General features: G+C 35.7%; 15 protein-coding genes, 2 tRNA genes and 1 rRNA gene (1 of these 18 running past the window's edge). 11 read left to right on the top strand and 7 right to left on the bottom strand.

The window, feature by feature from the left end:
• Positions 1-13 precede the first annotated feature (13 nt).
• From MY04_RS16280 to MY04_RS16310, 7 genes are all read left to right on the top strand, one after another.
• Positions 14-3,385 carry a SusC/RagA family TonB-linked outer membrane protein gene (locus MY04_RS16280; RefSeq protein WP_084005926.1) on the top strand — a complete coding sequence of 1,124 codons (3,372 nt, stop codon included), beginning with the start codon at positions 14-16 and terminating at the stop codon, positions 3,383-3,385.
• Positions 3,386-3,392: 7 nt separating this feature from the next.
• On the top strand, positions 3,393-4,835 hold the full coding sequence (locus tag MY04_RS16285; protein WP_066211327.1) for a SusD/RagB family nutrient-binding outer membrane lipoprotein: 1,443 nt from the start codon (positions 3,393-3,395) through the stop codon (positions 4,833-4,835).
• Between the two features lie 62 nt (positions 4,836-4,897).
• Positions 4,898-6,157, top strand: a complete 1,260-nt coding sequence (locus tag MY04_RS16290) for an alkaline phosphatase family protein (RefSeq protein ID WP_066211329.1) — start codon at positions 4,898-4,900, stop codon at positions 6,155-6,157.
• A gap of 151 nt (positions 6,158-6,308) precedes the next feature.
• Complete coding sequence (locus MY04_RS16295) at positions 6,309-8,141, top strand: helix-turn-helix domain-containing protein (protein ID WP_066211332.1); 1,833 nt, start codon at positions 6,309-6,311, stop codon at positions 8,139-8,141.
• Between the two features lie 329 nt (positions 8,142-8,470).
• The gene (locus MY04_RS16300) at positions 8,471-9,904 is read left to right on the top strand and encodes an alpha-amylase (protein WP_205960480.1); all 1,434 of its coding nucleotides are present in this window, start codon (positions 8,471-8,473) and stop codon (positions 9,902-9,904) included.
• Positions 9,905-9,976: 72 nt separating this feature from the next.
• Positions 9,977-10,924 (top strand): hypothetical protein, encoded by a 948-nt coding sequence (locus MY04_RS16305; protein WP_066211337.1) that lies wholly within the window; start codon positions 9,977-9,979, stop codon positions 10,922-10,924.
• A gap of 68 nt (positions 10,925-10,992) precedes the next feature.
• Positions 10,993-11,733 carry a hypothetical protein gene (locus MY04_RS16310; RefSeq protein ID WP_066211339.1) on the top strand — a complete coding sequence of 247 codons (741 nt, stop codon included), beginning with the start codon at positions 10,993-10,995 and terminating at the stop codon, positions 11,731-11,733.
• 40 nt (positions 11,734-11,773) lie between these two features.
• Here the strand turns inward: MY04_RS16310 and MY04_RS16315 are convergent.
• From MY04_RS16315 to MY04_RS16325, 3 genes are all read right to left on the bottom strand, one after another.
• Positions 11,774-11,847 (bottom strand) — tRNA-Arg (locus MY04_RS16315).
• A 24-nt stretch (positions 11,848-11,871) separates the two neighbouring features.
• A tRNA-Arg gene (locus MY04_RS16320) sits at positions 11,872-11,945 on the bottom strand.
• Positions 11,946-12,153: 208 nt separating this feature from the next.
• Entirely contained in the window at positions 12,154-14,979 is a 2,826-nt protein-coding gene (locus MY04_RS16325; protein ID WP_066211341.1) for a serine hydrolase, read from the bottom strand.
• A 264-nt stretch (positions 14,980-15,243) separates the two neighbouring features.
• Here MY04_RS16325 and ahcY point away from each other — a divergent pair, with 264 nt between their 5' ends.
• Complete coding sequence (gene ahcY / locus MY04_RS16330; protein ID WP_066211343.1) at positions 15,244-16,554, top strand: adenosylhomocysteinase; 1,311 nt, start codon at positions 15,244-15,246, stop codon at positions 16,552-16,554.
• Positions 16,555-17,078: 524 nt separating this feature from the next.
• Here the strand turns inward: ahcY and MY04_RS16335 are convergent.
• Positions 17,079-17,291, bottom strand: coding sequence for a hypothetical protein (locus tag MY04_RS16335; protein ID WP_066211345.1), 213 nt, complete (start codon positions 17,289-17,291; stop codon positions 17,079-17,081).
• A gap of 307 nt (positions 17,292-17,598) precedes the next feature.
• Between MY04_RS16335 and MY04_RS16340 the strand changes: the two genes are divergently transcribed.
• A complete protein-coding gene (locus MY04_RS16340) occupies positions 17,599-18,708 on the top strand; it encodes a glycoside hydrolase family 73 protein (protein WP_066211347.1) in 1,110 nt (369 codons plus the stop codon).
• 233 nt (positions 18,709-18,941) lie between these two features.
• Here the strand turns inward: MY04_RS16340 and MY04_RS16345 are convergent, their stop codons facing one another.
• From MY04_RS16345 to MY04_RS16355, 3 genes are read right to left on the bottom strand one after another with little or no spacing between them, the layout of a single operon-like run.
• On the bottom strand, positions 18,942-19,499 hold the full coding sequence (locus MY04_RS16345) for a cob(I)yrinic acid a,c-diamide adenosyltransferase (RefSeq protein ID WP_066211348.1): 558 nt from the start codon (positions 19,497-19,499) through the stop codon (positions 18,942-18,944).
• A 2-nt stretch (positions 19,500-19,501) separates the two neighbouring features.
• On the bottom strand, positions 19,502-20,212 hold the full coding sequence (locus MY04_RS16350; RefSeq protein ID WP_066211350.1) for an ABC transporter ATP-binding protein: 711 nt from the start codon (positions 20,210-20,212) through the stop codon (positions 19,502-19,504).
• An 11-nt stretch (positions 20,213-20,223) separates the two neighbouring features.
• Entirely contained in the window at positions 20,224-23,166 is a 2,943-nt protein-coding gene (locus MY04_RS16355) for a hypothetical protein (RefSeq protein WP_066211352.1), read from the bottom strand.
• Positions 23,167-23,405: 239 nt separating this feature from the next.
• On the opposite strand from MY04_RS16355, the gene MY04_RS16360 reads away from it, so the two are divergent.
• The gene (locus MY04_RS16360) at positions 23,406-24,965 is read left to right on the top strand and encodes a DUF4301 family protein (protein WP_066211354.1); all 1,560 of its coding nucleotides are present in this window, start codon (positions 23,406-23,408) and stop codon (positions 24,963-24,965) included.
• A gap of 761 nt (positions 24,966-25,726) precedes the next feature.
• A 16S ribosomal RNA gene (locus tag MY04_RS16365) occupies positions 25,727-26,530 on the top strand (it continues 725 nt past the right edge of the window).

Consider the following 26,530-nt stretch of genomic DNA (forward strand, 5'->3'; position numbering starts at 1 on the left):
AACTACAACAGTTATGTATCGACTTTTACTACCTAACTTTTTTATCAAAAAGTGGGGCTGGCTGCCTATTGCCTTTACTTTCATGGCAATATTCACCACAAACGCCTTCGCTTTAAACGGATACTCTCTTTTTGAGATCATCCAAAAGATCGAAGAAAAGCATCATGTAGAATTTGCTTATTCTAATGAAGTAAGAGATATGGAAAACATCGATATCTCTTTAGATGGATCATTAGATAACGTAATTCAGCAGCTTTCGAAAAAAACAGGCCTTTCTTTTAAAAGAGTGGATGATATGTTTATTGTTCAGCCACCTAAAGAACAGCCTAAACAAGATCAGCAGGAAAGAATTATCAAGGGACAAGTAAAGGATGCTTTGAGCGGGGAACCGATTATCGGAGCAACTGTTATTATCAAAGGATCTACAGCAGGTACAATTACCGATATGGATGGTAATTATGAGCTGAAAGCATCTATGGGTAATATTTTAGTTTTTGCTTTTCTTGGCTTCGAACCTCAGGAAGTGGTTTTCACATCTCAGTCAATTATTAATGTAGAACTGAATGAAAATGCTCAGGAATTAACAGAAGTAGTAGTCACTGCCTTGGGTCTAGAAAAAGAAGCTAAAGCGGTAGGTTATTCCACTCAAGAAGTAAAATCTGATGCCATCGAAACAGTTCGTCAACCTAACGTAATGACCAACCTAACGGGTAAAGTAGCAGGTTTGGATGTGAAGAACTCTACAGAAATGTTTGATGGTCTTTCGATTGAAATTAGAGGAAGAGAACCACTCATTGTAGTAGATGGTATTCCTGTAGAAACCAATCTATATGATATTAACCCAGATGATATTGAAAGCGTGAATGTGCTAAAAGGTGCTTCTGCCTCTGCCCTTTATGGATCAAGAGGTAAAGACGGTGCAGTGATGATCAGCATGAAGAAAGGAAAAGGAAAAAGTGATAAATTGGACATCAATGTGAATATGGGAACACAAATGCAAACAGGGTTTGTCGTGCTTCCGGAAACACAATCACAATACGGTATGGGCTCAAATGGTCAGTATTGGTATGTAGATGGTAAAGGTGGAGGTATCGCTGATGGTGATGGATGGGTTTGGGGCCCAAAATTGAATCAGAGAGATCCTAACACAGCCTCAGGGTATAGAGAAATAGCACAATGGAATAGCCCAATTGATCCTGTAACAGGAGAAAGAATAGCTACTCCTTGGGTATCAAAAGGTGAAAACAATCTTCAGAACTTTTTATCTCAGGCATCGATATCTAACCTTAACTTATCGGTGGCAAAGCATACAGAAAATGGTTATGTGAGGGTGTCAGCAGGACATATGTACCAAAGTGGTATGGTACCGAATACGGATTTGAACATCAGTAATGTATCGGTAACTACTCAGCAGAAATTGGGAAAGAAATTTACATTAGATGCTTTCTTCTCTTACAACAAACAATATTCTGATAATTACCCAAGAACAGGTTATGGTCCACACAACTATATGTACAACTTGTTATTCTGGATGGGTCCTGATGTAGATGTGAGAGATTTGAGAAATTATTGGGCAGACGGTCAAGAAGGATATCAACAAAGAAACTATAACGACGCTTGGTACAACAACCCTTACTTTGTGGCTTATGAGAACCGTCAGATGTATGATAAAAATACCAACTTGGCATATGCTACCTTAACGTACGATATCAATGACAACTTGAAGATTTTGAACAGAGCATCGATTAATAATAGTTCGGAGTTCAAAGATTTGAAAACACCAAAATCGTTCTTGGATTACAGTAATGATATTCGTGGTAACTACGAAATATGGAACGCAGATCGTTTCTGGTTCAATAATGATCTTATCATCACTTACAACAAAAAGTTTAATGATAATTGGGCGTTATCAATGAATCTAGGAGGTAATTATAATTCTTACCAAGCAAGAGATATGTATTCGGGAACAGACGGTTTGCAAGTACCGAACAATTATAACTTAGCCAACTCTATTGGGCCGGTAACAGCCACGAATATGTTCTACAATAAAGCGATGTATTCAGTATACGGTACTGCAGAATTGGCTTGGAAGAATGCTATTTTCTTAAACTTAGCCGCTCGTAATGATTGGTCTTCTACTCTACCTGCATCCAACAACTCTTATTTCTACCCATCGGTGAGTACAAGTGTTGTGGTATCTGATTTAATCGAAATGCCTGAAGCAGTTTCCATCTTTAAATTGAGAGGATCTATGGCACAGGTATCAGGGGATTTGGACATCTACCAAACACAATCAGTATACAGAAGTGCGAATAGAATGTGGAATGGAAATGCTCAAGTGTATTATCCATCAACTTTACTGAATCCAAATATTCGTCCTGAAACATCAACAACTTTTGAATTAGGTACTGACGTGAGGTTCCTAAGAGATAGAATTGGGTTTGACCTTACCTATTACGAAATCGTTGATACAGATCAAATCATAAAGTTACCAACATCAGAAGCTTCTGGATTTGATGAACGTTATGTGAACGGTAATGAGTACAAGCAGCAAGGTATCGAATTGATGGTGCATGCAACTCCTATTCGCAAAAATAACTTTGAGTGGAATACTTCAATGAACTGGTCAAAATTCGTTAGAAAGCTAACTAGCATTTATGGAGGACAAGACAACTACAATGGTTTGCAAGCGGGTGATAGAACAGATACTTATTTAGGATACGATTGGGAAAGATCACCTGAAGGAGAAATTGTATATGATGCCAACTCAGGTTTACCAATTGTGAATCCAACTAGAACTGCCATGGGGCACACTGCACCAGATTGGTTATTTGGTTTCCAAAACTCTTTCAGATATAAAAACTGGAGCCTAGGGTTTGCTATTGATGGTCGTATTGGTGGAATCATGTATTCTACAACCAACCAAAAGATGATGTGGGGTGGCGTTCATATGAATACACTTTCGGAACATCGTGATAGAGATATCGCAGGAGAAAGTTCTTTTGTGGGACAAGGTGTGATCGTTACTGGAGGTGAGATTGTTAGAGATGCTCAAGGTAATGTGATATCAGATACAAGAACATTTGCTCCGAACTCAACAGGAGTAGGTTATTCTTCTTGGGTAATTGATCATCACGGTGGTAGATCAGATGCTCCGGGTCTTTTTGATGCCTCTTATGTAAAACTTCGTGAGGTATCTATCACTTACAATGTACCAAAAACATTTGCATCAAAACTTCATATGAAAGGAGCTTCAGTAAGTCTTACTTGCAACAATGTTTGGATGTGGTCGAATATCCCGAATGTTGATCCAGACATCGGATACGATAATTCTCAATCACCATCACCTAGATATACTGGTATCAACTTAAAAGCTAATTTCTAATCGAGTCATGAAAAAATCATTTTTATATATAGTTGTATTGCTTGCAGGTTTTAGTGCCTGCAAGCCCCTTTCGGAGGTGAATGAGAATCCGAACGATCCAACTTCTGCACATCCCTCTCAGTTGTTGACCTACGTGAGTCAGCATGTGTTTAATGGTAACAGAACGAGTTACGATCCTTCCTTATCATCAAGACAATTGGTATATACTCAGAGTAATACCGCTTCTCAGTCATTTACATGGCAAAGAGGAGGTTTTGGAGATTATCACTACATCATGCAGTTGCAGAAAATGATAGAGGAATCACAAGAATTGCAAGATGGCGATAATTATATCGCAGTCGCTAAAATCTTGAGATCGTACTATTTCTTCGAACTGACAAGAACATTTACAGATGTTCCTTATTCAGAAGCAGTAAGAGGAGAAAGTGATGGTATTTTCACTCCTGCTTATGATTCTCAAAAAGATGTGATTGAAGGTATACTTTCAGAACTTCAAGAAGCAGCTTCTTTTTTGGATGAAAATAATACGATTGGTGGTGATATTGTTTTTGATGGGAACGCAGGAAAATGGAAACAATTTGCCAACTCACTTGCCTTGAAAGTGTTGATCAACCTAAGTAAAAGAGAAGGTGATGTATCTTTTAATATTTCGGAAGAATTTAAGAAGATCTATGAGTCTGGAGAATACTTTAATGAATTGGATGCTGCTGCTAATTTGAGATATGTTGATGCCTTAAATTCTAGATACTTCCTTTATCAAAATAATGGTATTGCAACAGATACGTGGATGGAGAAGACTATGGTCGATTTCTTTAAAGAAAGAGAAGATGAGCGTCTTTTCAGTATCGCAGCAATGACGACCAATGCAGAGTTGGAAGGAAAAGAAGCAAACGATTGGGATGCTTATGAGGGTGTTGACGGTTCGATGGCGTTTGGCGATATCCGTAACGAAGTGAACACTGGAGATGTTTCTTCTATTGACCCACGTTATTTTTCAGATCCAGTAAATGAGCCTTATATGATCTTAGGTTACTCAGAAATGATGTTCATTTTGGCAGAAGCCGCACAAAGAGGTTGGATCGATAATAATCTAACAGAATCTTTCTACAATAAAGGAACAGTGGGTTCACTTCAATTCTATGGTATTTCTGATGAAAAAATTGAAGCCTACATGCAACATCCAAAAGTGATTTTCCAACCTGAAAATGGATTGGAGATGATTATGGATCAGAAAAAAGCCGCTTTAATTATTCAAGGTGGATATGAATTGTTCTACAACTACCTAAGAACAGGTTACCCAGAAATTACTATCGGAGAAGGAACAGGTAACAATGGTAAAATTCCTTACCGTTGGATGTATCCTCAGTCGGAAGTATTAAACAATGCATCTGCAATTGATGCTTTGGATTACAATGATGATGTAAACCATACTCCTTGGATCTGGAAATAAATATATCGCTGTCGGAGGTGTATGCTTCTGACAGCCCCTTTACAATCAAACAAAAATCAATTATGAAAAACTATACACTAGTGTGGATATCACTTATTCTTACAATATTAGTAAGCTGTCAACCAACAGAAAATAAATCAGCTCATACCTCAGAAAAAGAAAGAAAAGTAGTCTACATCATTGTCGATGGCATTCCAAATGATGTTGTAGAGAAAGTACATACGCCTAACTTAGATAGTATTGCTTCAAAAGGAGGTTATACGCACGCGTATGTTGGCGGAAAAAAAGACGGTTATTCGCAAACACCAACAATTTCTGCAGTAGGATACAATTCGTTGTTAACGGGTACTTGGGTAAATAAACACAATGTTTTCGGAAACGGGATCAAAGCACCTAATTACAATTATACATCGCTTTTTAAGTTGGCCAAAGAACAAGAAAGACCGTATTCTACAGCAATCTATTCAACTTGGTTGGACAATAGAACCAAGTTGATTGGTGAGGGGCTAGCGGCTACAGGAAACGTAAAAGTAGATTACGCTTTTGATGGTTTTGAATTGGATACTGTCAATTTCCCAAAGAAAGAAAATAACTTGCAGTACTTCGAAATCGATGAAAAAGTGAGTAAAGAGGCAGGACGTTATATCAAAGAGAACGCACCTGATTTTTCATGGGTATATCTTCAGTACACAGACGATGCGTCTCACCGTTTTGGCGATGGTGATTATTTTTATGAGTACGTTACAAAAGCAGATGCTCAAGTGGGTAGAGTTTGGGATGCAGTGAAAGAAAGAGAAGCAAAGTATAACGAGGAATGGATGATTGTAGTAACAACAGATCATGGCCGTACAGCAGAAACAGGACATCATCATGGCGGTCAATCTGAGCGTGAAAGAGCGACTTGGATTGTGACGAACCAAAAGCCGAATAAGTATTTTGATTATGGCACTCCAGGTGTGACTTCTATCTATCCATCTATCATCAATTTTATGGGGTGGAAAATGAAAGACGAACAAAGAGAAGAGTTGGATGATGTCGCTTTTTATGGTGAAACTGATTTCTTTGGATTGGATGCATCATCAGAAAATAACAAAACAACGATTACATGGACACCATTACAAAATGGAGAAGCGGAAGTGTTGGTGACTACCACAAATAATTTCAAAACAGGTGGTGCAGATCAGTACACATCTTTGGGGAAGGTAAACCTAAAAGACAAATCGTTCACTTTTGATAATCAAGGAGATTTTCAAAAGATAGTTCTGAAATCGAAAAATACGGTAACGAATACTTGGACTGTGAAAGAAGAAAAGCAATCCTAAAACTTTCATATTTCAAGAAATGAAGTAATAGAGACCTATCTTTTTGGTAGGTCTCTTTTTGTTGTTTTTGTTAGATAATATGGTGTAAGTTGTTATCAAATAGCCTAAGGATAGTATATTGTTGTCAACTATCAGTAAACACGCTATGACAATGAATTATTATCGACTAATTACTTATTTCACTTCCATCCTATTCTTCTGTCAAACGCTTCAGGTGGATGCTGTCAATTTTGTGATCAAAAACTTGCCTTTGCATCATCCACATAATGAAACACTCTTTTTGGTGGGGTCTTTTAATGCATGGAATCCATCTGATCAGAAATACCAGTTTATAAAAAATGAAAAGGCGCAATGGGTTGTTTCTGTTCCCGATCAGCTCAATGCTTTTGAGTATAAAATAACTCGAGGCGATTGGTCGAAGGTTGAGTCCACACAAGATGGAAAACCGAAAGCCAACCGAGTTTTTATATCAGAAAATGAGTCGGATACCGTGTTTATTGATATACTTGGATGGGAAGATTTAGCGGGTCAAACGACTATTATTTTACATGAAATCCCTTCCTCCACTCCTTACGAATCCAAGTTCTTTCTAGCAGGCGATTTTAATGATTGGGATCCGGCAAATACCAATTATCAATTTAATAAAGATGAAAACGGCTTGTACACTTTTACCTTGCCTTCATCAATAGCTGATTTCGAATTTAAAGTCTCGAGAGGAAGTTGGTCGACGATTGAGTGTTTGTCGAATGGCCGTTATCGTCCTAATAGAGTGTATCATCATACCTCAAAAGGACCAGAACAAATTATTGTTTCGGTCGACGATTGGGAAGATGTCTTTAAAGGTCATTTTTGGGAATTACCTCAACTTACTCAGTTTCTCTTATTCCATCTTTTTTTACTGACGATTTATATTCTTTGGATGAATCACGGGCATCATCAATTAAAATTAACGTTGATGATATTATTATCGGGATTATCAACAGTGACACTTTATTGGACATCTTACTACTTGCCCACAAAAAATGCTTTAGGCAGTATTCATCTCTTCCACTATTTGATGATTCCACTTGTTAATTTAGTCATAGCCAATGTACAAGATGATGTTTTTAGATCTTTCCAACCAAAGAGATACTTGTCGGTAATTGTCCTTTTAAGTGTGGGGCTATTGGCATCTTTAGGTTGTTACTTGACGCAAGAAGAACCTCTTCTATTAATTTTCCATGAAAGAAAATATCCAACGATAAATCTATTGGTTAAAGTATTCTTTGTTTCAACTTCTTTGATTGGGTGGTATTTTTCTAAAAAGCATTTGAAAGAATATAATACTGAGTCTTTACAAGGCAGCACTGTAAAATTGGTCAGAAAAGCTTTTGAGTATTATCAAAAAGTAGGTTTGGTAATTATTATGGCCTTCTTTGGGGCTTTAGTGATTCAGGGCTATTTGGTGTTTTCATTCCAAAATAACTTTGAACTTCAAGATTTATCAGACGAAATCATATGGTATGCTACTTTTACTTATCTGATTTTTATATCGGCTTGGGTCTTTAAATATCATGCATTCATTAAACCTATAGATCAGAAAAGTACCTATCGAAAAGAAGAAATGACATCCACCAATAAAGAGATCGAAGAATTTATTGAGAAGATGACTCAACTTTTTGAAAGGGATAAATTATACACCAAACATGATCTTACTTTAAATGATGTAGCCAATTTATTGGATATGCCTTCACATAAACTGACTAAACTGATACATCAGGCGTATAAGAGGAATTTTTCGGAGTTAGTCAATGATTATAGAGTACAGGCATTCACTAAAAGAGTACTTATTGGCGATGCAGAAAAGTCGACCTTGTTGAGTATCGCTTATGAAGTCGGGTTCCAATCGAAAAGTACGTTCAATAGAGCGTTTAAAAAGTCGACAGGTGTGACACCGAAAGAATACATGCAGAAATCGGCTGTCAAGAAAATTTTAGAGGATTGATTTTCGGGTTAAACATCAAATTGTCTTTTTGGAAAGTGATTTTTATAGTGTCGGATAAAAAATAATACGTCCCAATTATATAAAACGTACTTTTTACATGAAAAATATCAATCAGTTATAAATCAGTAATTTAATAGTGTCAATTAATTAAATTGATACTTTATTTTTGATGCTATTCATTTCAATTTTTGAATCTTAGACGATTCCAATAGGTGCATTAGGTTATACTTGTAACATCAAACTAGCGATCGCATTTAAATAAAATTTGACTTATTGTTTAACCTTAATCTGAGAGGAAATTCTCAGAACTTTAGTTTAGTGAAATGAAAATGAAAACTACTAGATTAGGCCTATTGTCCGCTCTCTTAATAGGCAGTTTCTCTTGTACGCAAGTATTTGAGGAAGACGAAAACTCAATACCAGCTCATGAACCAAAAGCCAATATGGAGATGCAGGTGACCACTCACGATGGTGCTCCATTTACTACCGATGAGTCTTCCAACAAAAGATATTATGATAGTCCAGGTGGCCCGGTAATGATGCAGGCATTTTATTGGGATGTTCCAGCAGGAGGAACTTGGTGGAATACTGTAAAAGGAAAACTGAATAACTGGAGTAACCAAGGAATTGGATCGATTTGGTTGCCACCAGCTTCAAAAGCACAGAATGGCCCATTCTCTATGGGGTACGACCCAATGGATTATTTTGATTTTGGAGATTATAATCAAAATGGTTCAACAGAAACTCGTTTTGGATCGGGTGCTGAGCTTCGATCATTAATTGGTGAGGCACACAATCAAAACATGCAAGTGTATGCTGATATTGTGATCAACCATAACAGTGGAGGTCAGTTAGAGGCGAATCCTTATACAGGAACAGATACATGGACGAAATTCCAACCTGCATCCGGTAAATTCAACAGAACGTATAACGACTTCCATCCAAACTTAGATGCCAACAATGATGAAGGTATTTTTGGTGGATACCCTGATCTTAGTCACGTTAAAGGATACGTACAGGATTGGTTGTGGAAAAGCAACGAAAGTGTGGGTAAATACTACAAGAACAATGTGGGTTTTGATGGTTGGAGATTTGACTATGTGAAAGGCTTTGGTGGCTGGGTCGTGAAAGACTGGGTAAATCATGTTGGTGGTTTTGCTGTAGGTGAAATGTGGGATGGTAACGCAAACACTTTAAAGTGGTGGGTAGATAACACCGACAGAAAAGCATCGGCATTCGATTTTGCGGCATATTATGCAATGGACAGAGCATTTGATGGTAACAACTTAAATGAGTTGAACAGCGATATGCTTTGGAAAAAAGACAGCTATAGAGCAGTAACTTTTGTGGCGAACCACGATACGGACGAAATCTGGAGAAAGAATCTAGCATACGCATACATCTTAACACACGAAGGCTACCCTTGTGTCTTCTACAAAGATTACGAAGATTGGTTGGATCGTGGTATGATGAACAACTTATTATGGATTCACAAAAGCTACGCAACTGGTAATACATCTATTCTTCATGTGGATAATGACGAGTACATCATGAGAAGAAATGGATACAATGGAAACCCTGGCTTAGTGCTATATATCAATAACTCTGACAACTGGCAAGAACGTTGGATTCCAACGAATTGGAGTAGTCGACAAATTAAGGATTACACTGGACATTCAAATTGGGAACCGTGGACACAAGGTGGAACTTGGGTGAAAATCCAATGCCCTCCGAGAAGTTATTCAATTTGGTCTACTAAGTAAACCGAACGTAATAATCATTTCAAGCATCGAGTACCCAGATCATTTCTGGGTGCTCCTTTTATCTTCATTTTTATGAGAGTCCTCTATATTTTTTTATTGATTTGTTGTGGTTGTCAGATCAAACATAAGACCACTTCCAAAGTAATTTCTGATAATATCTGGGAGTATCAAGCAGAGAAAAATACACTAGACATGCACGGGAATACATGTGATATACAATTAATCGCATTGCCGAATCAGCATGAGTTGTCGTATATCGTTTCTTATAAAGGAAAAGGCTTCTTAGAACCAATTCGACTTTCGACAACTGACAATCGATTATCTGCAGTATTGTTAGAAGATAGAATATGGATTGAACAGGATACGATTATTCATCAAACGATTCATCCATCAAATAATTCTCCTAATTATATAAAGACAGACGAAAAGGGACCACTTCGCTTGCTGTATGTTATCAATTACTATGAGGAAGGACAGGCGCAACATTTACGTTATCAATTACCAAACGACGCTTATAAAAAGTATTTAAGAGAAAACCCTTATGTGTCATTCAAGAAAAGTTATCAACTATCCATTAAAAATAAAGAACAAGAAACATCAATCAATCAATACTTAAATAACATCTTAGACAAAAAGAGAGGAAAAGGTTTATCTGGAGTAAGGTTCTCAGAAAATGAGATGAATGCAGCAGGCTTGATAGCAAAGTTGAATTGCATCTACGACGGAGAAAACCTTCTCCTCGAAATCAAGTGGATGAATCATACTGAATTGGATTTATGGCATGTACCACCTGCTCAGTTTATTATGATTGATGAAAATGAAGTCGTTGTGGAATGGCAAGATCAAAAAGAGAAAACACCTTTTAGAAAAAGTAAGAGAGTCATTTCCAAAACGAAAATAAAATTTGATAGTGCCCCCAGCAAAATCAATATCCCTATCAACAACATCTTGTTTTTCGATGGACAGGCCTACTTTCCTGAAGGAACGGAGTTGGAGTTAGGGGGAGATTTGATTATTTAAACCATTTAGAAATAGGGTTTCGTGATCTAAATTGTCCTTTTCATGATATACGAATACTTATAATTATCATGAAAAAAATTTACATTATCATTCAACTCCTATTTTTAGGTGGTCTTACCTTTGCACAAAATACTGAAGAAGTAATTGATGCATCGAAACCGACGAATTTCTACTCACAAATGGATATTCAATTTGAGCATGCAGGTGCTAGTGATCAATACGGTTTAAGGAATTCATTTATTATCGCTCCCTCAGAAAAACATTTAATTTTAGGTGAGCTTCCTATTCTTCATAATACAAGAACAGGAGCAACCGGAATAGGTGATGTGCGATTACGCTACTTCTATTTACCTTATAAAAACTATGATAAACTTTTAGGTGCCTTCGGTCCTTCTATTGATGTCTATGCACCAACAGGAAATGTAGACAAAGGATTAGGGAATGGCCGTTGGGTAGTGGCACCTGGTTTAACTTTAGGTGTAATGGCCTTTGAAAAGGTACAGTTCTTTCCAATCATTTCTTACCAATACATGTCTGAAAAGGCAGGGATGTTAAATGAAAACGGAGAAAATGTCGCTTTACATGGTATGACTTTCCAAGTGATCACACCCATTGTATTTAGTCCAAAAATGTATGTGCAAGTCACTCCTATCGTGCAGTTACCAGATTTTCGAAGAGCAGAAACGAATGTAGCCTGTGAAGTTCTTTTAGCGTATTCGATAAGAGAAAAGATTCAGTTATCTGGATTTTATAAAGCTGATAAAACTTATGGTCAGACTTTTAGAGTGGGGACTACGTTGTTTTTCTAATAAAAAAAGGTCAAAATCTAATGATTTTGACCTTTTTTAGTGACCCCGCCAGGATTCAAACCTGGAACCTTCACAGCCGTAATGTGATGCTCTATTCAGTTGAGCTACGGAGCCATTTTGCTCGCTAGGAAAAAGTTGTGACCCCGCCAGGATTCAAACCTGGAACCTTCACAGCCGTAATGTGATGCTCTATTCAGTTGAGCTACGGAGCCATTTATAGGTGCTTTTTCCTTTAAAGCGATGCAAAAGTATGAGGAATATTGTTACCAACCAAATTTAAGTCACGATAAATTAACAACAAATGTCAATATATTATTTCAAGGACATCATTTGATATAGTTAATTAGTTGACCTATCGTAGATTAGCTTTTTTAAGTTGAAAGAGAAAAACTGTAAGACGAAATCTACAGCTACTTTTACCTAGATGGAATTGTTGTCAATCATCGATTCGTAAATCGCCCCTTGGATATTCTCTCTAATGTTTTCCTTCGCTAATTTATTGTTTCTAGCTGTAGGATATACCCTGTTGGACAAGAAGATATAAACTATATTATTATCAGGATCTACCCATGCACAAGTTCCAGTAAAGCCAGTATGACCAAAAGTAGATTTTGGTGCTAAAGCCGATGTATTTCCTTCATCTCCTCTTAATGGCGGTTTGTCCCAACCAAGTCCTCTCCTATTTTTGAATCGTTTATATGGCTGACGGTTATATTTTTTCAATGTAGCTTCATCAAAGTATTGGTGTCCACTATAATAACCTTTCTGAAGGTTCATTTGCATCAAAATGGCTAAATCATGTGCATTGGAGAATACTCCTGCATGTCCAGCAACCCCACCCATCAAAGCAGCAGATGGGTCATGAACCAAACCTTTCATCAAAGACTGTCGGTAATTGATATCCATTTCAGTTGGTGGTATACGCTTAATATCTATACCATGATTTTGAGGTAAGTACCCTAAACTTCGTGTTCCTAGTGGTTTATAAATGTTGCTTTCTACAAATTGATCCAAACGTTTATTTGTGATCTTCTCAATAGTTCTTTGAAGAAAATAATACCCTAAATCGCTATACCAATAACGATATACTTCTTTGGTGTACCTTCTTCTTGTGGATAATGGAGCATCGAGTAACCAATGCCACATACAATCTTTAATACTATCCGTAGCATATAAATTGGGAGTGATTTCTACTCCAAAGTTCTTCTTTTTATATGAACTGATATAAGTCGGATCGTATTTTTTAGTTTCTTTATCATATACATGACCCCAGAAATAATAGCCTCCTCTTAGCGGAGCAGTGTGTGTCATGAATTGAATCAATCTGATATTTCCTTTATTGGTTGTATCTGTTTCAGGTAAGTAATATTTTAAATGCTGATTGACATTGACAGAGTCTTGATAATCCAACATCATCATTGCCTGTGTGGTTGATGCTACTTTAGTAATGGAAGCAATGTCATACACCGTTTCATTGGTCACAGGAATTTCTTTTTGGTAAGTAAAATACCCGTAGGCTTTTTCGAAAATGATCTTACCGTCTTTAGCAATCACTACCTGACATCCTGGAGTGGCTTCCATTTCTATCGCACCTATAGCAATACTATCGACAAGCGTAGTTAATTTTTCCGCATCAATTCCTACAAATGCCGGAGAACCATAACCTAAACGACCCAAACTTTTTAATTTTTCGCCTTGATACAATTTATAATTTGAAACTGCTATAGGAAGTTTTCCATTGGCATCTATTGCTCCCGCAATTAATTGTACTGACGCTTCTTGAGCTTCTTTAGCAGTTGAATAATTTATAATCGTATTTCTGCTATCAGATAGATATTTCAGTCCAGCAGGGTCACCATGTAGGGCGACAATCACATTCTTTTTTTCTTGTAGGTGTTCTATCAGCTGTTCTGTTGCATAACTTACTCCAAATCGATGCTTAGAAGATTTCTGGTGACAAACTATATTGATAATCACTAAATCTTGATCTTTACAAGTTTCCAAAAGTAAGTTGACTTGAGCTGTTGAAAAACTTGAACTTTCAATACTGTGATAATTAAAATCGACAAACTTCTTCAGCATATTGGAGAAGTAGTCAGGAGTACCGTTCAGTCCAATACTTATCAAGTGATATTTTTGATCGTTTAATGAAGAAAGAGGAATAATGCTATCGGTATTGTTTAAAAGTGTCACCGATTTCTCAAAAGATTCTTCAGCGATCGCATGATAATTAATATTGGTTTCCTCTGATATTTTAATCAAACTCTCTTTTTTGAAACGTAATACCTTCTCTACCTTTTTGTCGATCAGATCTTCTGATAAAATACCCTTGTTTACAGCATTAGTGATACCTTTTATCACTTCTTGGAACATTCCAGAAAGAGCAATCATATCATGACCATTCTTCAAAGCGTAAATAGCATTATCAACAGTTACTTTAGCGTTATTCCCTTTTGACAAGTTTCCACTTACAATCATTCCATTATAACCTAAAGAATCGGTAAGGAAAGTAGTAACCGATGAAGGAAATATAGGGGCTTCAAAAGCAACTTTAGACGGGTAGATAAATTGAATGGAATCTCTCACCAATCCTTTAAGAGTGTTGATCTCTCTAAATTTATAATCACCTAAGTCCTTTAGATAGTGAAATGAAGTACCAGGCTTTATCCCTAGCTGATTCAATCCTTTTAAAGCTGCATGGTTTTTTGAGATGATATTGATTTCCTCTTCACCAAAACCATATGAATGATCCTTTTCTGGATTGATAGATAAACTTTCTGCTATGTAAAAATCCAATTGATGTTGACGGCAAGCATCTGCTATTCCCTTATAAGTATTGTAGGTAAAAGCATTACTTTTTATTGCTCCAAGATTAAAGTTATCCGGTAAAAATTGATAATGCTCGTCGAAGCACTGAATACCTTCTTGGTTATATGCACCTAGTAAGACGGGTAATTTATTTGGCAGTTTGTTTAAATTTTTGAAATAGGTTTGAAGAGAAGGTTTGCAATATTTATCAAATAGTAAGGCACCTAGCTGATTGTCCTTTCCTAAATCTTTTAACTGACTCTCATTATTTAAAGAAATCCCATAGATAAGCTGCCCAATTTTCTGATCAAGCGATAAGTCTTTTGCTAAGCTATCAATATTACTAGCTTTTAAATCGTTGCCAAAAATTAAGGTCAGTACACTTGTTATGATTGCAAGCAGTTGTGGAATTCGTTTATTTCTGTTTGATAGTGACATTCATTAACCAATCATTGTGGTTTTTTGCTTTGAATACTAAAGAATCTACAGTTTACGAAAATAATACTATTATATGAATAACTTAGATAGATCTTTAAAACTTTAAGACAATATTAAGATGTTTCAAATATTTTGCCGTATTTCAAAACAATTTTATGTCGCAATATTGTTATAGATGTGCAAGTTTGTGAATAACATACACAATTTGAAGATTTTATTCGTAAATTTGCAGACTCAAAATTATATTTTTAAAGAATTTTTATCGTGGAAAGTACAACAGCGAATTACAAAGTTAAAGATATCTCTTTAGCTGATTGGGGTAGAAAAGAAATCGAACTTGCTGAAGCAGAAATGCCAGGTTTGATGTCTTTGAGAAAAGAATTTGGTCCTTCGCAACCATTAAAAGGTGCTAGAATCGCAGGATGTCTTCACATGACTATCCAAACTGCCGTTCTTATCGAAACATTAGTGGAATTAGGTGCTGAAGTTACATGGTCATCTTGTAACATCTTCTCTACTCAAGATCAAGCTGCTGCTGCGATTGCTGCTGCAGGTATTCCGGTTTATGCTTGGAAAGGTCTTACTGAAGAGGAATTCGATTGGTGTATCGAACAAACGTTACACGGTTTCGAAGGTGGTAAGCCATTAAACATGATCCTTGACGATGGTGGTGACCTTACGAACATGGTTTTGGATAGATACCCTGAATTAGTAAAAGACATCAAAGGTATTTCTGAAGAAACTACTACAGGTGTTCTTAGACTTCACGATAGAGAGAAGAACGGTACTTTAACATTACCTGCAATCAACATTAACGACTCAGTTACTAAGTCAAAATTCGATAACAAATACGGTTGTAAAGAATCTTTAGTAGACGGTATCCGTCGTGCTACAGACGTTATGATCGCTGGTAAAGTAGCAGTAGTTGCTGGTTACGGTGATGTAGGTAAAGGTTCTGCTGCTTCATTAAGAGGTGCAGGTGCAAGAGTTATCGTTACTGAAATCGATCCAATTTGTGCCTTACAAGCTGCAATGGACGGTTTTGAAGTGAAGAAAATGGACGACGCTATCCTAGAAGGCGATATCGTAGTTACTACAACTGGTAACAAAGACATCGTTGTTGGTCGTCACTTCGAAAAAGTAAAAGACAAAGCAATCGTTTGTAACATCGGTCACTTCGACAACGAAATCGATATGGCTTGGTTAAACGAAAAATATGGTCACACTAAAGTGAATATCAAACCTCAAGTTGACAAGTATACTGTTGCATCTGGAAACGATGTAATTATCTTGGCAGAAGGTCGTTTGGTCAACTTAGGTTGTGCTACAGGTCACCCTTCATTCGTAATGTCTAACTCATTCACTAACCAAACATTGGCACAGTTAGAGTTATGGCAAAACAACGGTCAGTATGAAAACAAAGTTTACATGCTTCCTAAACACCTTGATGAGAAAGTAGCTCGTCTTCACCTTGCTAAAATCGGTGTAGAGTTAGAAGAGTTAACTGAAGATCAAGCTTCATACATCGGTGTACCGGTAGAAGGTCCATATAAAGTAGATCACTACAGATACTAAGAATAGGGTTTTTAATCGACCTTATTATTTCATATATCCCCTGTTGCTTTATGTGGCAGGGGATTTTTTTTGAGTGAAAAATGAAAAGTGAAAAGTGAAAAACGTAGTTACTGATTCTAACGCTCGTTTAACAATCTTCTAGTTATCAAAAATTACTTCAAAGCCATTAGTTATTCCTTATTAGTTATTACCTAAAAAAAGGTTGTTAAAGAAGCAGAACCTTAATTATCTATCAAAGACCAAGTACACCAAAAATCTCTCCTTTCCCTTTTACTTTTTACCTCTTACCTAAATACTTATCCCAAGAATAAAATTCCAAGATCTTCAAAACAATATATTAAAGCATATTCCCCTCCCTTAGTTATTCCTTATTAGTTATTACCTAAAAAATGACGTTATATAAGCATAATTCTAATTATATCTCAAAGGTCAACTACATCTAAAATCTCTCCCTTCCCTCTTACTTTTTACTTCTTACTTTATTAATCCGAGCGTCAATTCAGCAAACTCCTATCTTCTACCTTCTAACTATTCTCCTCAATCTCTTCAATATAAAAATCCTTCCCTTTCCCATATTCATACAGCTCACTCATCTTACATTTTTCAAGAGTATCTAATAATTTGATCAAAAAATCATCATCTGAGATCATTTCTAATGTTTCAAAAATAAACACGTCGTTGTAATTTGTGAGTTTGTATTTGCGTCCTACACGCATTGTATTGATGCTAATTGACATTATTTTGCTATTTATTATAATTAATTGCTAAAAATATTGGCAATGTTTAAAAATTAAACTAATTTTGAAATGTGATCAAATGAATCACACTTAGGAACTTTTTAGAAGCGTTTTAGTTTTGAAAATTTTCATTGAAGTAAACGAGGATATAGTACTTCAATTACCAACATTACTCTGACCAAAACTAGCTTCGAAATTTATCGAGTTATCTCAAAAAAATATTGAGATGACGATTGTTGAATTCGTAATACTTGATTTCGTTGAAATGTATTTTTCGAACTCAGGTCAAAAGTAAAATTTAAATGTCATGTTTTTATTGAAAACGACCTCTGAATTATCAGTACAGTCAAAAAATGGTTTAGCTTTTGGATTAAAATACCCAAACAATTTCTATTTCCGCATTAACGGAAACATTTACACTGTAATTGTCAACCCAAAATTTGTACTATCACTCATTGTTTTATTTGCTGGAATTTTTCTAGTACAACTATTAAGACAACCTGTAGACAAAGTAATTTATGTGCAAGCGCCTGTAGCGGTGAATTATGGTGCCCAGCAACAACCTACCATTGATCAATTTATAGAAGATTTTGATTTAGAGACTTTACCCTCTACTCCATCAGATGTTCAAGAAACGAGTGTTGTACCTGTGCAATTTGTGAATAACAATTACGCCGATTATAAAACGGCGAAACTAGATAAGGCCAATACGACTATTGATAAATTTATCATCGAAAGGCAATTAATTGTCACCGACTTTTTGATAGAACATAAAGTATCAAGAGTTGATCAATTGAGTAATCAAAAACTACTAGTGTTAAATAAAGAGATCAACGACAAGTTTAGAAAGTTAGTTTTAGATCAAATGTCAGTACCTCCGCATGTGTATGCATTTTTTACATCAACTGTTCCATTGCAAAAAGTGGAAACTGCACTTATGGAACAAGCAAAATATCATGTACCTGCATCCATTACTTTAGCACAAGCAGCGTTGGAGACGGGATACGGAAAAAGAGTGGTAGGAAATAATTATTTTGGAGTAAAGGACAAGTCCAAAAAAACAAAGCCTATTACTACCACAGAATATTACACATTGGAGGAGTACAAAATGAATAAAAACATTGTGGTCTCTTCATCAAAAATTAAGAAAGGAGGAAGAGTATTATATAAATGTACCGTAAAAGATTCCTTTGCCCAGTATCAAACACCATGGGAGTCGTTTAGAGCACATTCTGTTTTCCTTAACAAACAGAAAAGATACGCTCCATTATTTACTCAAGGTCGCGATTATAAAGCTTGGGCAAATATGATTGGTTCCACAAAATATGGAGGAGTAGGTTATGCGACATCACCTTTATATGGAGAACTTCTGAAAAAAATCATCCAAAGATATCACCTTTACCTATTAGACTATTAATGATGAGTTAGTGATAACTTATCACCTTATCGACATCAGTTGATACTGTAGCTGTTTGATTCAAAAAAAGCATGACCAAGGCTTCTGCCCCAATCATGCTTTTTGATTTATATTATAAGGTATCAATTAAACTTTGGTTTAATTAGAATTTTAGTTATTCCTTATTAGTTATTACCTAAAAAACGAGCGTTAGCTTTGCTACCTGCTACCTGCTACCTGCTACCTGCTACCTATTAATCCTTATTCCTAGGTACCCAATAGTTCTCTTCCACCCCAAGTTCCTTCGCCATAGCTCTAGAAAGAACAAAAAGGTAATCAGATAATCTGTTTAGGTATCGAATGACAATAGAGTCGATGCTTCCTTCTTCGTTTACAAGGCTTATCGCTAAACGTTCAGCTCTTCGGCATACTGTTCTAGCTAAATGAGCGTATGATACAGCAGTATGACCACCAGGAAGGATAAAATATTTTAAAGGAGCTAATTTCGAATCCATTTGATCAATAGCTTGTTCAAGTAATTCGATATCCTGTTCATGAAGGTCAGGTTTCTTTAAAGAAGGTTTATCAGGGTCTGCAGCCATTTCGGCACCAATGGTAAATAAACGATCTTGAATTTCTTTTAAGATATTCAATCGTTTATTATTTACTGACTGATCTCTAACAAGCCCCACATAAGAGTTTAATTCATCAATAGTACCATAAGCTTCTATTCTGATGTGATCTTTCTGAACTCTTTTACCTCCGAATAAAGAGGTCTCTCCTTTATCGCCAGTTTTAGTATATACTTTCATTTTTAAATTTCCACTTTAGTGATATGTTGGTTTTGCTCGTCTCTTTCGATCAAACCATCTCTAAGCCTAACTATACGATGTGCATAATTAGCAATGTCTTCTTCGTGAGTTACCATAATTATAGTATTCCCCTTTTGGTGTAGATCGTCAAAAATTCCCATAATCTCGTAAGAGGTTTTTGTGTCTAAGGCACCTGTTGGCTCATCGGCCAAAATGATACTTGGGTTATTTACCAATGCTCTTGCAATCGCTACACGTTGTCTTTGACCACCAGAAAGTTCATTTGGTTTATGGCTTATTCGGTCACCTAAACCTACCGCATCCAATGATTTTTGTGCTCTTTCTAAACGTTCTTCTTTACTCACTCCAGCATAAACCAAAGGTAAAGCAACATTATCAAGTATGGTAGATCGAGGTAAAAGGTTGAATGATTGGAATACAAAACCAATTTCTTTGTTTCTAACCATGGCCAATTCATTTTCTGTCATGTCACTTACGTCTTGTCCATTTAGCCAATATTCACCGTTACTTGGTGTATCTAGGCAACCGACAATGTTCATTAGTGTTGATTTTCCCGAACCTGAAGGGCCCATAAATGCAACATATTCTCCCCTATCAATAGTAATATCGATGGTTTGTAAAGCTTTAATTATTTCGGTACCCATTTTATAGATTCGAGAGATACCTTTTGTTTGTATGACACGGTTAGACATAAAATGTTAGTTTAATTCCAAGTATTTATACTTTTATGGTAATCATTTACTAGGGTTGAATATAACTCATTTATTCTTTCCGTCGCAGCATCATCTAAATAATATTCAGAATCTACCATGATATCATGAGCATAATCTTTTAATCCTTGCGGAATGGCTACATAAAAATAATTTTGAACGTTTAATTCTGAATAAGGGTTTACAGAAATAGCATCTGTCACCCATTCAAAAGATTTATCATCTTCTCCCTTTTGAATATAGCTGTTGACAATATATTTCTGATAGGCAGGGTTTAAAAATAAAGCTTCTGTTTCGAATAAAGTTGTATCATTTTTTACCAAATGATTTGCAAAATCTACAGCTACTGATGGGTTATTTTCTATAGTTTTAAATTCATCTATTGGTAAATCCATTTGATATTTGGCAAAAATCATTTCAACATTTAAATCATCTGATGCATCAAATTGTTTTTTGAATTGTTGAATTAAAGAAGTGATGTCCGCTTGTTTTGTTTTCACTTTATAATTTAAAATCATCGTCAAAAGATCTTCTTGATTACTTTTCAATGATAACCCTTTAAGTGATTTTAGTACCTCATCATTGGACATTTTCTGATAATTGAATAAAAGCTGATAGAAATAATCTTTTTCACTATCCGATTTCAATTGTTTACTTGATGTATAATGATGAATTAATGTTTTGTCCTCAGTATCGATAATTTTAAATCTCTCGCATAAATCAAATAACTGAACTGCTTTTTGATGATTTCCTAAAATACTATTTGTAAGTGCTAAAGGATAAATCGCCGACTTTTGTCCTAACTTCCATGCTGCGGCTAATTTATGTTCTGCTAAAACATACTGATCATTATTAAGAGCCTCAAGACCGGTGATAAAGTTGTAATAGGCGTTATTTATTCCGTAAAATTTATCCAAATCTTTAAATGCTTTTAAGAATTCTTTCTGATTATTATTGGCTTTTTGAGTCCATCCGTAGGCAAACAAAAGCTGTTGTTTGTAATCGCTGTTTTGAATACTCATGTATTTAGCAATGTAATCACCTAATACCTCGGGTTGTTCTTTTAGTGAATTGTTTAATGCATAGTTATAAATGTAACTAACTTCATCACCATTCAAGGTACTATCATTTACTAATGATTTAGCAAAATTTTGAGCAGAAGCAATACCATCGGTATTTAATAATGCCAGTTGATTTACACTCTCAATTAATGAAGTAGAATTATCAATCTCTGATAAATATTTAGAATGCTCATTCACTTCCTTTTTCGCTAGTGCTGATATAGCGATATAATTCCCCTTTAAAACTTTATTGTCATCTTTGTTTAAAGAAATCCCTGCTTCCAAATAGAATAATGCACTATCAAGCTCATTGATATTCAAGAAAGCTAAAGCAAGGTTATTATGTAAAATTTCCGATTTGGGATATTCTTTCAATCCTTCTTTGAGGATGAATAATGACTCTAAATAGTTTTTCTTATCTATCTCTAGTGAAGCTGATTTAGAAAATGCTTGCTCTATACCCCCTCCTTTATATGCATATTTATAGGCAACTCCAGCAACGGTTTTGTTTTTATTTTTCTCAGCAATTTGCCCTAACATATAATTCGAATGGTAGTTGTTATAATGGTACACACTTGCTGTATTGTATCTGTTCTCTGCTAAGAAATATTGTCCATCTATATACTCTGCATCTCCTAAATTATTAAAGTAAGAAGCTTTTGCTAGATTAAATGGAGCAAAATGCTGTATATATAATAGACCAATAACAATCAGAAGGCCAACACCCCAAGTGGAAAGGAAATCTATATTCTTAGGTTTAAAAGCAACTTTATATACTTGAAGGTTTTTCTTTAGTACATCATAGAAATTATACAGAATGTAGATTAAAAAGATACAACCAAAACCAAGCATAGTTGCTACAGTAGTTTGCTCCGCAGCTTTTACAAATGATGAATCAAAAATAGCTTTGTGGAAAGATAAAGAAGATAGAGCGATTAAAGCACCACTTACATAAACCCAATACAATATATTTTTATCTCTCAAAATGGATGAGAATAATTCCTCCTGTTGCTTTATCACCCACAAGCCAACAAAAGAAGCAATTATTAAAAGTAAGAATGGAGGGATATAATAAATATCTAAATCTTGCTGATAAAAAAGGACGAAATAACAATACACTAAATTCAATAAGTAAACGATATAGAAAAATAAAAAGTGTTTGATACTGTCCCCGCTTCCACCAACATTTTTAAATGTAGATAAGTAAAGTATGCCAAATGGAATGGCCATACTGGCAAACAATATAAAAGCTAAAGTCAATAATGATAAACTAGGAAAGCAATAGGCTATGCTTTCTATATACCAATTTACGTTAGGTGTTACTAATTGGATCAAAAGTATAATTCCTGATATTAATATCAAAAAGCTAGCACATCGAACGAGAAACTTAATATGTTGATTTCTATGGAAATAATAACTTAATCCAGTGAATGCAATTAATACTAATGCTGTAAATGCTTTATCATGTATTTGATGTAAAATCTCAAGGTTTTCAAGATGAAATGTACCAATCAATAATGCGAACACTCCAAAAAATAAAGCATGCCACAACTTCGTTAAACCAGATATACTTGATAAATAAATTGAGAAACTGATCATCAATACAATTCCATAGAAAGCAAAATGTTCAGTAGAAAAAGAAATGGGTAGAGCATTGAATTGCTCGATTAATAAAAATGAGTCTCCTTGAATATTAAAGTATGTGCCGAACTTTTCGAAATCGAATAATGGTGTTTTAATATTTTCGATAACATTATTGTTCGTCCATCCAAGACGATCAGAAGTAGGTATAAAATAAAGTAAAATAAGAAGTATCGTATTGGCTATAAGAATCCCTAAGCTAATGTTTTGTAGTACTTTGTTCTTTTCTTTCATATGGTTCGATCGGTAATTTGCAATTTAGTCTTACAATAATACAATTATTTTAATATGTTCTCTTAAACTCCTGAAAAATACGTTAATCCTCGCAATCGGTTTCGCTTAATTGTACTTTTTTTATTTACTTTGTGTATATGGTATTATGCTAGTATTTCCAAAACTAATCTACATATTATTCGCTGGTTCAATAAATTATTACTAACATTAAAATAATTATAACCTTGGAGACACAAGAGATGACATCAACAACAAAATTTCTGCCGAAAGACCATGAGTTAATGGAGCAGAAAGGAATTTCTCTGGAAACAGTTGAAAAACAATTAAACTACTTTAAAAAAGGGTTTGAATATGCAAACATTATCAGACCTGCTACACTTGGTGACGGCGTTATAAAGTTAACAAATGAGGAAATAAATGTATTTGTAGATAAATACGAGGAGTCGATTAAAGGACAAACCTTATTAAAGTTTGTTCCTGCGTCCGGAGCGGCAACTCGTATGTTTAAAGCATTACTAGAATTTAAAAATGATTTAGAAGCAAAGGATACATTTGCCGAGCCTGACTTAGAAAAAAGTAAAGGCATGGTGGCTGACTTCTTTAACAACATCATTCACTTTCCATTATACACCGAAATCTATTCTGAAGTTGCACAGAAATTAGGCAACTTAGATGTACTTGTAGCAAACAAAGAGTATAAGAAAATTCTTGAAGCCACTTTTTCAAGTGATCGTTTGCATCTTGCAAACCGTCCAAAAGGATTGATTGGTTTCCATAAGTACAATGGAGAGGTAAGAACTCCTGTACAAGAACACATGATTGAAGGTGTTCATTACGCTAAAGACGATAAAGGAATTGTAAACCTACATTTTACGGTATCACCAGAACATTACAAACAATTCGTAGAGCTGACGAATGTATATAAAGAAGTATACAGTAAACGTTATGATTCTACTTTCGAGATATCGTTTTCTACTCAAAAGTCGTCAACAGATACAATTGCAGCCACAGGTGACAACGAACCGTTCAGAAAAGAAGAAGACGGAGAGTTATTATTTAGACCAGGTGGACACGGTGCCTTACTAGAAAACCTAAATGATATTGATGCGGATATTATCTTTATTAAGAATATTGATAATGTTACAACAGATAGATTAAAGGAAGATACTTATAGATATAAGAAAGCTCTGGCTAGTATTCTTGTAGAAACTCAATCAAAAATCTTCTCTTTTCTAAGAAGACATGAGTCAGGTGAAAGAAGTGAAGAATTTACTTCAGAAGTCATTGAGTTCTGTATGAAGCGTTTGGGTTGGAGCCTTGGGGAAGAATTGAGTGGTTTAAATACAGAAGAAATCGAAAAGTATTTCTTTGAGAAGTTAAACAGACCAATTAGAGTTTGTGGCATGGTGAAAAACGAAGGAGAGCCTGGTGGTGGTCCATTCTGGTTAAAAGATGGCAACCATAGATCTCTTCAGATTGTAGAATCTGCTCAAATTAACTTCTCTAACCCAGTTCGTCGTGAAATCGCTAACGCTTCTACTCACTTTAATCCTGTAGATTTAGTGTGTGGTGTAAAAGATTTTAGAGGTGATAAGTTTGATTTATTACAATTCCGTAATGAAAATGCAGGCTTTATTACTCACAAGTCAAGAGATGGTCAAGAGATTCAAGCTATAGAATTGCCAGGTTTATGGAATGGTTCTATGGCTTATTGGACTACTTTATTTGTAGAAGTACCTGTTTCAACATTTACTCCTGTGAAGACTGTAAATGACTTGTTGAGACCAGAACATAGATAATTACAAATCTATTTATAGATTTTTGAAAATAATTTGGGTTGATAACTAATTGGTTATCAACCCTTATTTTATGTGTTGATTTTCATTTAATATAATTATTGCAAGAAAATATTGCATTTAAAAAATCTCCTATTACCTTTGCACTCCCTTCAAACGGAAGGCCAACAAAAACAAAGCATTTGTATAGGTGCTTTGGGATTGACAGATTGTAAAGAAGAACAGCGATATTCTTACTGAGTTAGCGAAAAGCTTAACGAATTGTAATGAGTGTTGCGAATTAAAAATCTCTTCTTACCTTTGCACTCGCCTTTAACGAAAGGCCTTTTGAAAAGTGATTAGGGAAGAGTGAAAAGCGAAGCAACATTAAAGAAATTTAATGTACGGATAAACCCAAGTGTTTATCCTTTAAGAATCGAAAAACAACGGTTTTAACCTTAAGTACTTGATCTTGAAAGCTTCAAAAAAAAACCTCAAATTTTTTCTCAAAAACATTTGGAAGTTAAAATAAAAAGTTCTTACCTTTGCACTCGCTTCTGAAAAATGAAGCAGCATTAAACAACGGTTTAGTGTACGGATAAACCCAAGTGTTTATCCATTAAAAACTTGAAAAACAGTTCACTGAGAGTAAATCTCAAACGTTCTTTTGATGTATTGAAAAGTAATTACAAGATCAGCGAAAGCGGATCCCAAAAGAAAATTTCTTTTATTCGTAGAGACAGGTATTTAACAACATTGATCTGATTGTAGATCTAAAGATTTTTACAACGGAGAGTTTGATCCTGGCTCAGGATGAACGCTAGCGGCAGGCCTAATACATGCAAAGTCGAGGGGTAACATGATCCTGCTTGCAGATTGATGACGACCGGCGCACGGGTGCGTAACGCGTATATAACTTTGCCTCATACTGGAGAATAGCCCGGAGAAATTCGGATTAATGCTCCATAGTATTATAAAGTAGCATTGCTTAATAATTAAAGATTTATCGGTATGAGATAGATATGCGTCCCATTAGCTAGTTGGTGCAGGTAACGGCTCACCAAGGCGACGATGGGTAGGGGTTCTGAGAGGAAGGTCCCCCACACTGGCACTGAGATACGGGCCAGACTCCTACGGGAGGCAGCAGTAGGGAATATTGGTCAATGGAGGCAACTCTGAACCAGCCATGCCGCGTGAACGATGAAGGCCTTCGGGTCGTAAAGTTCTTTTGTATGGGAAGAAACCCACCCCTGCGGGGGTGTTTGACGGTACCATAAGAATAAGCACCGGCTAACTCCGTGCCAGCAGCCGCGGTAATACGGAGGGTGCAAGCGTTGTCCGGAATTATTGGGTTTAAAGGGTGCGCAGGTGGTCCTGCCAGTCAGAGGTTAAAGACCGGGGCTTAACTCCGCGTTTGCCTTTGATACTACAGGACTTGAAATACGTATGGGTAGGCGGAATTCCTCATGTAGCGGTGAAATGCACAGATATGAGGAGGAAGACCGAAGGCGAAGGCAGCTTACTGGGCGTTATTTGACACTGAGGCACGAAAGCGTGGGGAGCGAACAGGATTAGATACCCTGGTAGTC

The organism is Flammeovirga sp. MY04 (assembly GCF_001682195.2).
In the GTDB taxonomy this organism is placed as follows: Bacteria; Bacteroidota; Bacteroidia; order Cytophagales; family Flammeovirgaceae; genus Flammeovirga; species Flammeovirga yaeyamensis.

What these genes read in the sequence shown, in the direction of transcription:
- MY04_RS16305 (WP_066211337.1), top strand. Translation starts at nt 9,977, where the DNA reads ATGAGAGTCCTCTATATTTTTTTATTGATTTGTTGTGGTTGTCAGATC.
- MY04_RS16335 (WP_066211345.1), bottom strand. Translation starts at nt 17,291, where the DNA reads ATGTCAATTAGCATCAATACAATGCGTGTAGGACGCAAATACAAACTC.
- MY04_RS16325 (WP_066211341.1), bottom strand. Translation starts at nt 14,979, where the DNA reads ATGTCACTATCAAACAGAAATAAACGAATTCCACAACTGCTTGCAATC.
- MY04_RS16360 (WP_066211354.1), top strand. Translation starts at nt 23,406, where the DNA reads ATGACATCAACAACAAAATTTCTGCCGAAAGACCATGAGTTAATGGAG.
- MY04_RS16300 (WP_205960480.1), top strand. Translation starts at nt 8,471, where the DNA reads ATGAAAACTACTAGATTAGGCCTATTGTCCGCTCTCTTAATAGGCAGT.
- MY04_RS16295 (WP_066211332.1), top strand. Translation starts at nt 6,309, where the DNA reads ATGAATTATTATCGACTAATTACTTATTTCACTTCCATCCTATTCTTC.
- MY04_RS16345 (WP_066211348.1), bottom strand. Translation starts at nt 19,499, where the DNA reads ATGAAAGTATATACTAAAACTGGCGATAAAGGAGAGACCTCTTTATTC.
- MY04_RS16280 (WP_084005926.1), top strand. Translation starts at nt 14, where the DNA reads ATGTATCGACTTTTACTACCTAACTTTTTTATCAAAAAGTGGGGCTGG.
- MY04_RS16350 (WP_066211350.1), bottom strand. Translation starts at nt 20,212, where the DNA reads ATGTCTAACCGTGTCATACAAACAAAAGGTATCTCTCGAATCTATAAA.
- MY04_RS16310 (WP_066211339.1), top strand. Translation starts at nt 10,993, where the DNA reads ATGAAAAAAATTTACATTATCATTCAACTCCTATTTTTAGGTGGTCTT.
- MY04_RS16355 (WP_066211352.1), bottom strand. Translation starts at nt 23,166, where the DNA reads ATGAAAGAAAAGAACAAAGTACTACAAAACATTAGCTTAGGGATTCTT.
- MY04_RS16285 (WP_066211327.1), top strand. Translation starts at nt 3,393, where the DNA reads ATGAAAAAATCATTTTTATATATAGTTGTATTGCTTGCAGGTTTTAGT.
- MY04_RS16340 (WP_066211347.1), top strand. Translation starts at nt 17,599, where the DNA reads ATGTTTTTATTGAAAACGACCTCTGAATTATCAGTACAGTCAAAAAAT.
- MY04_RS16290 (WP_066211329.1), top strand. Translation starts at nt 4,898, where the DNA reads ATGAAAAACTATACACTAGTGTGGATATCACTTATTCTTACAATATTA.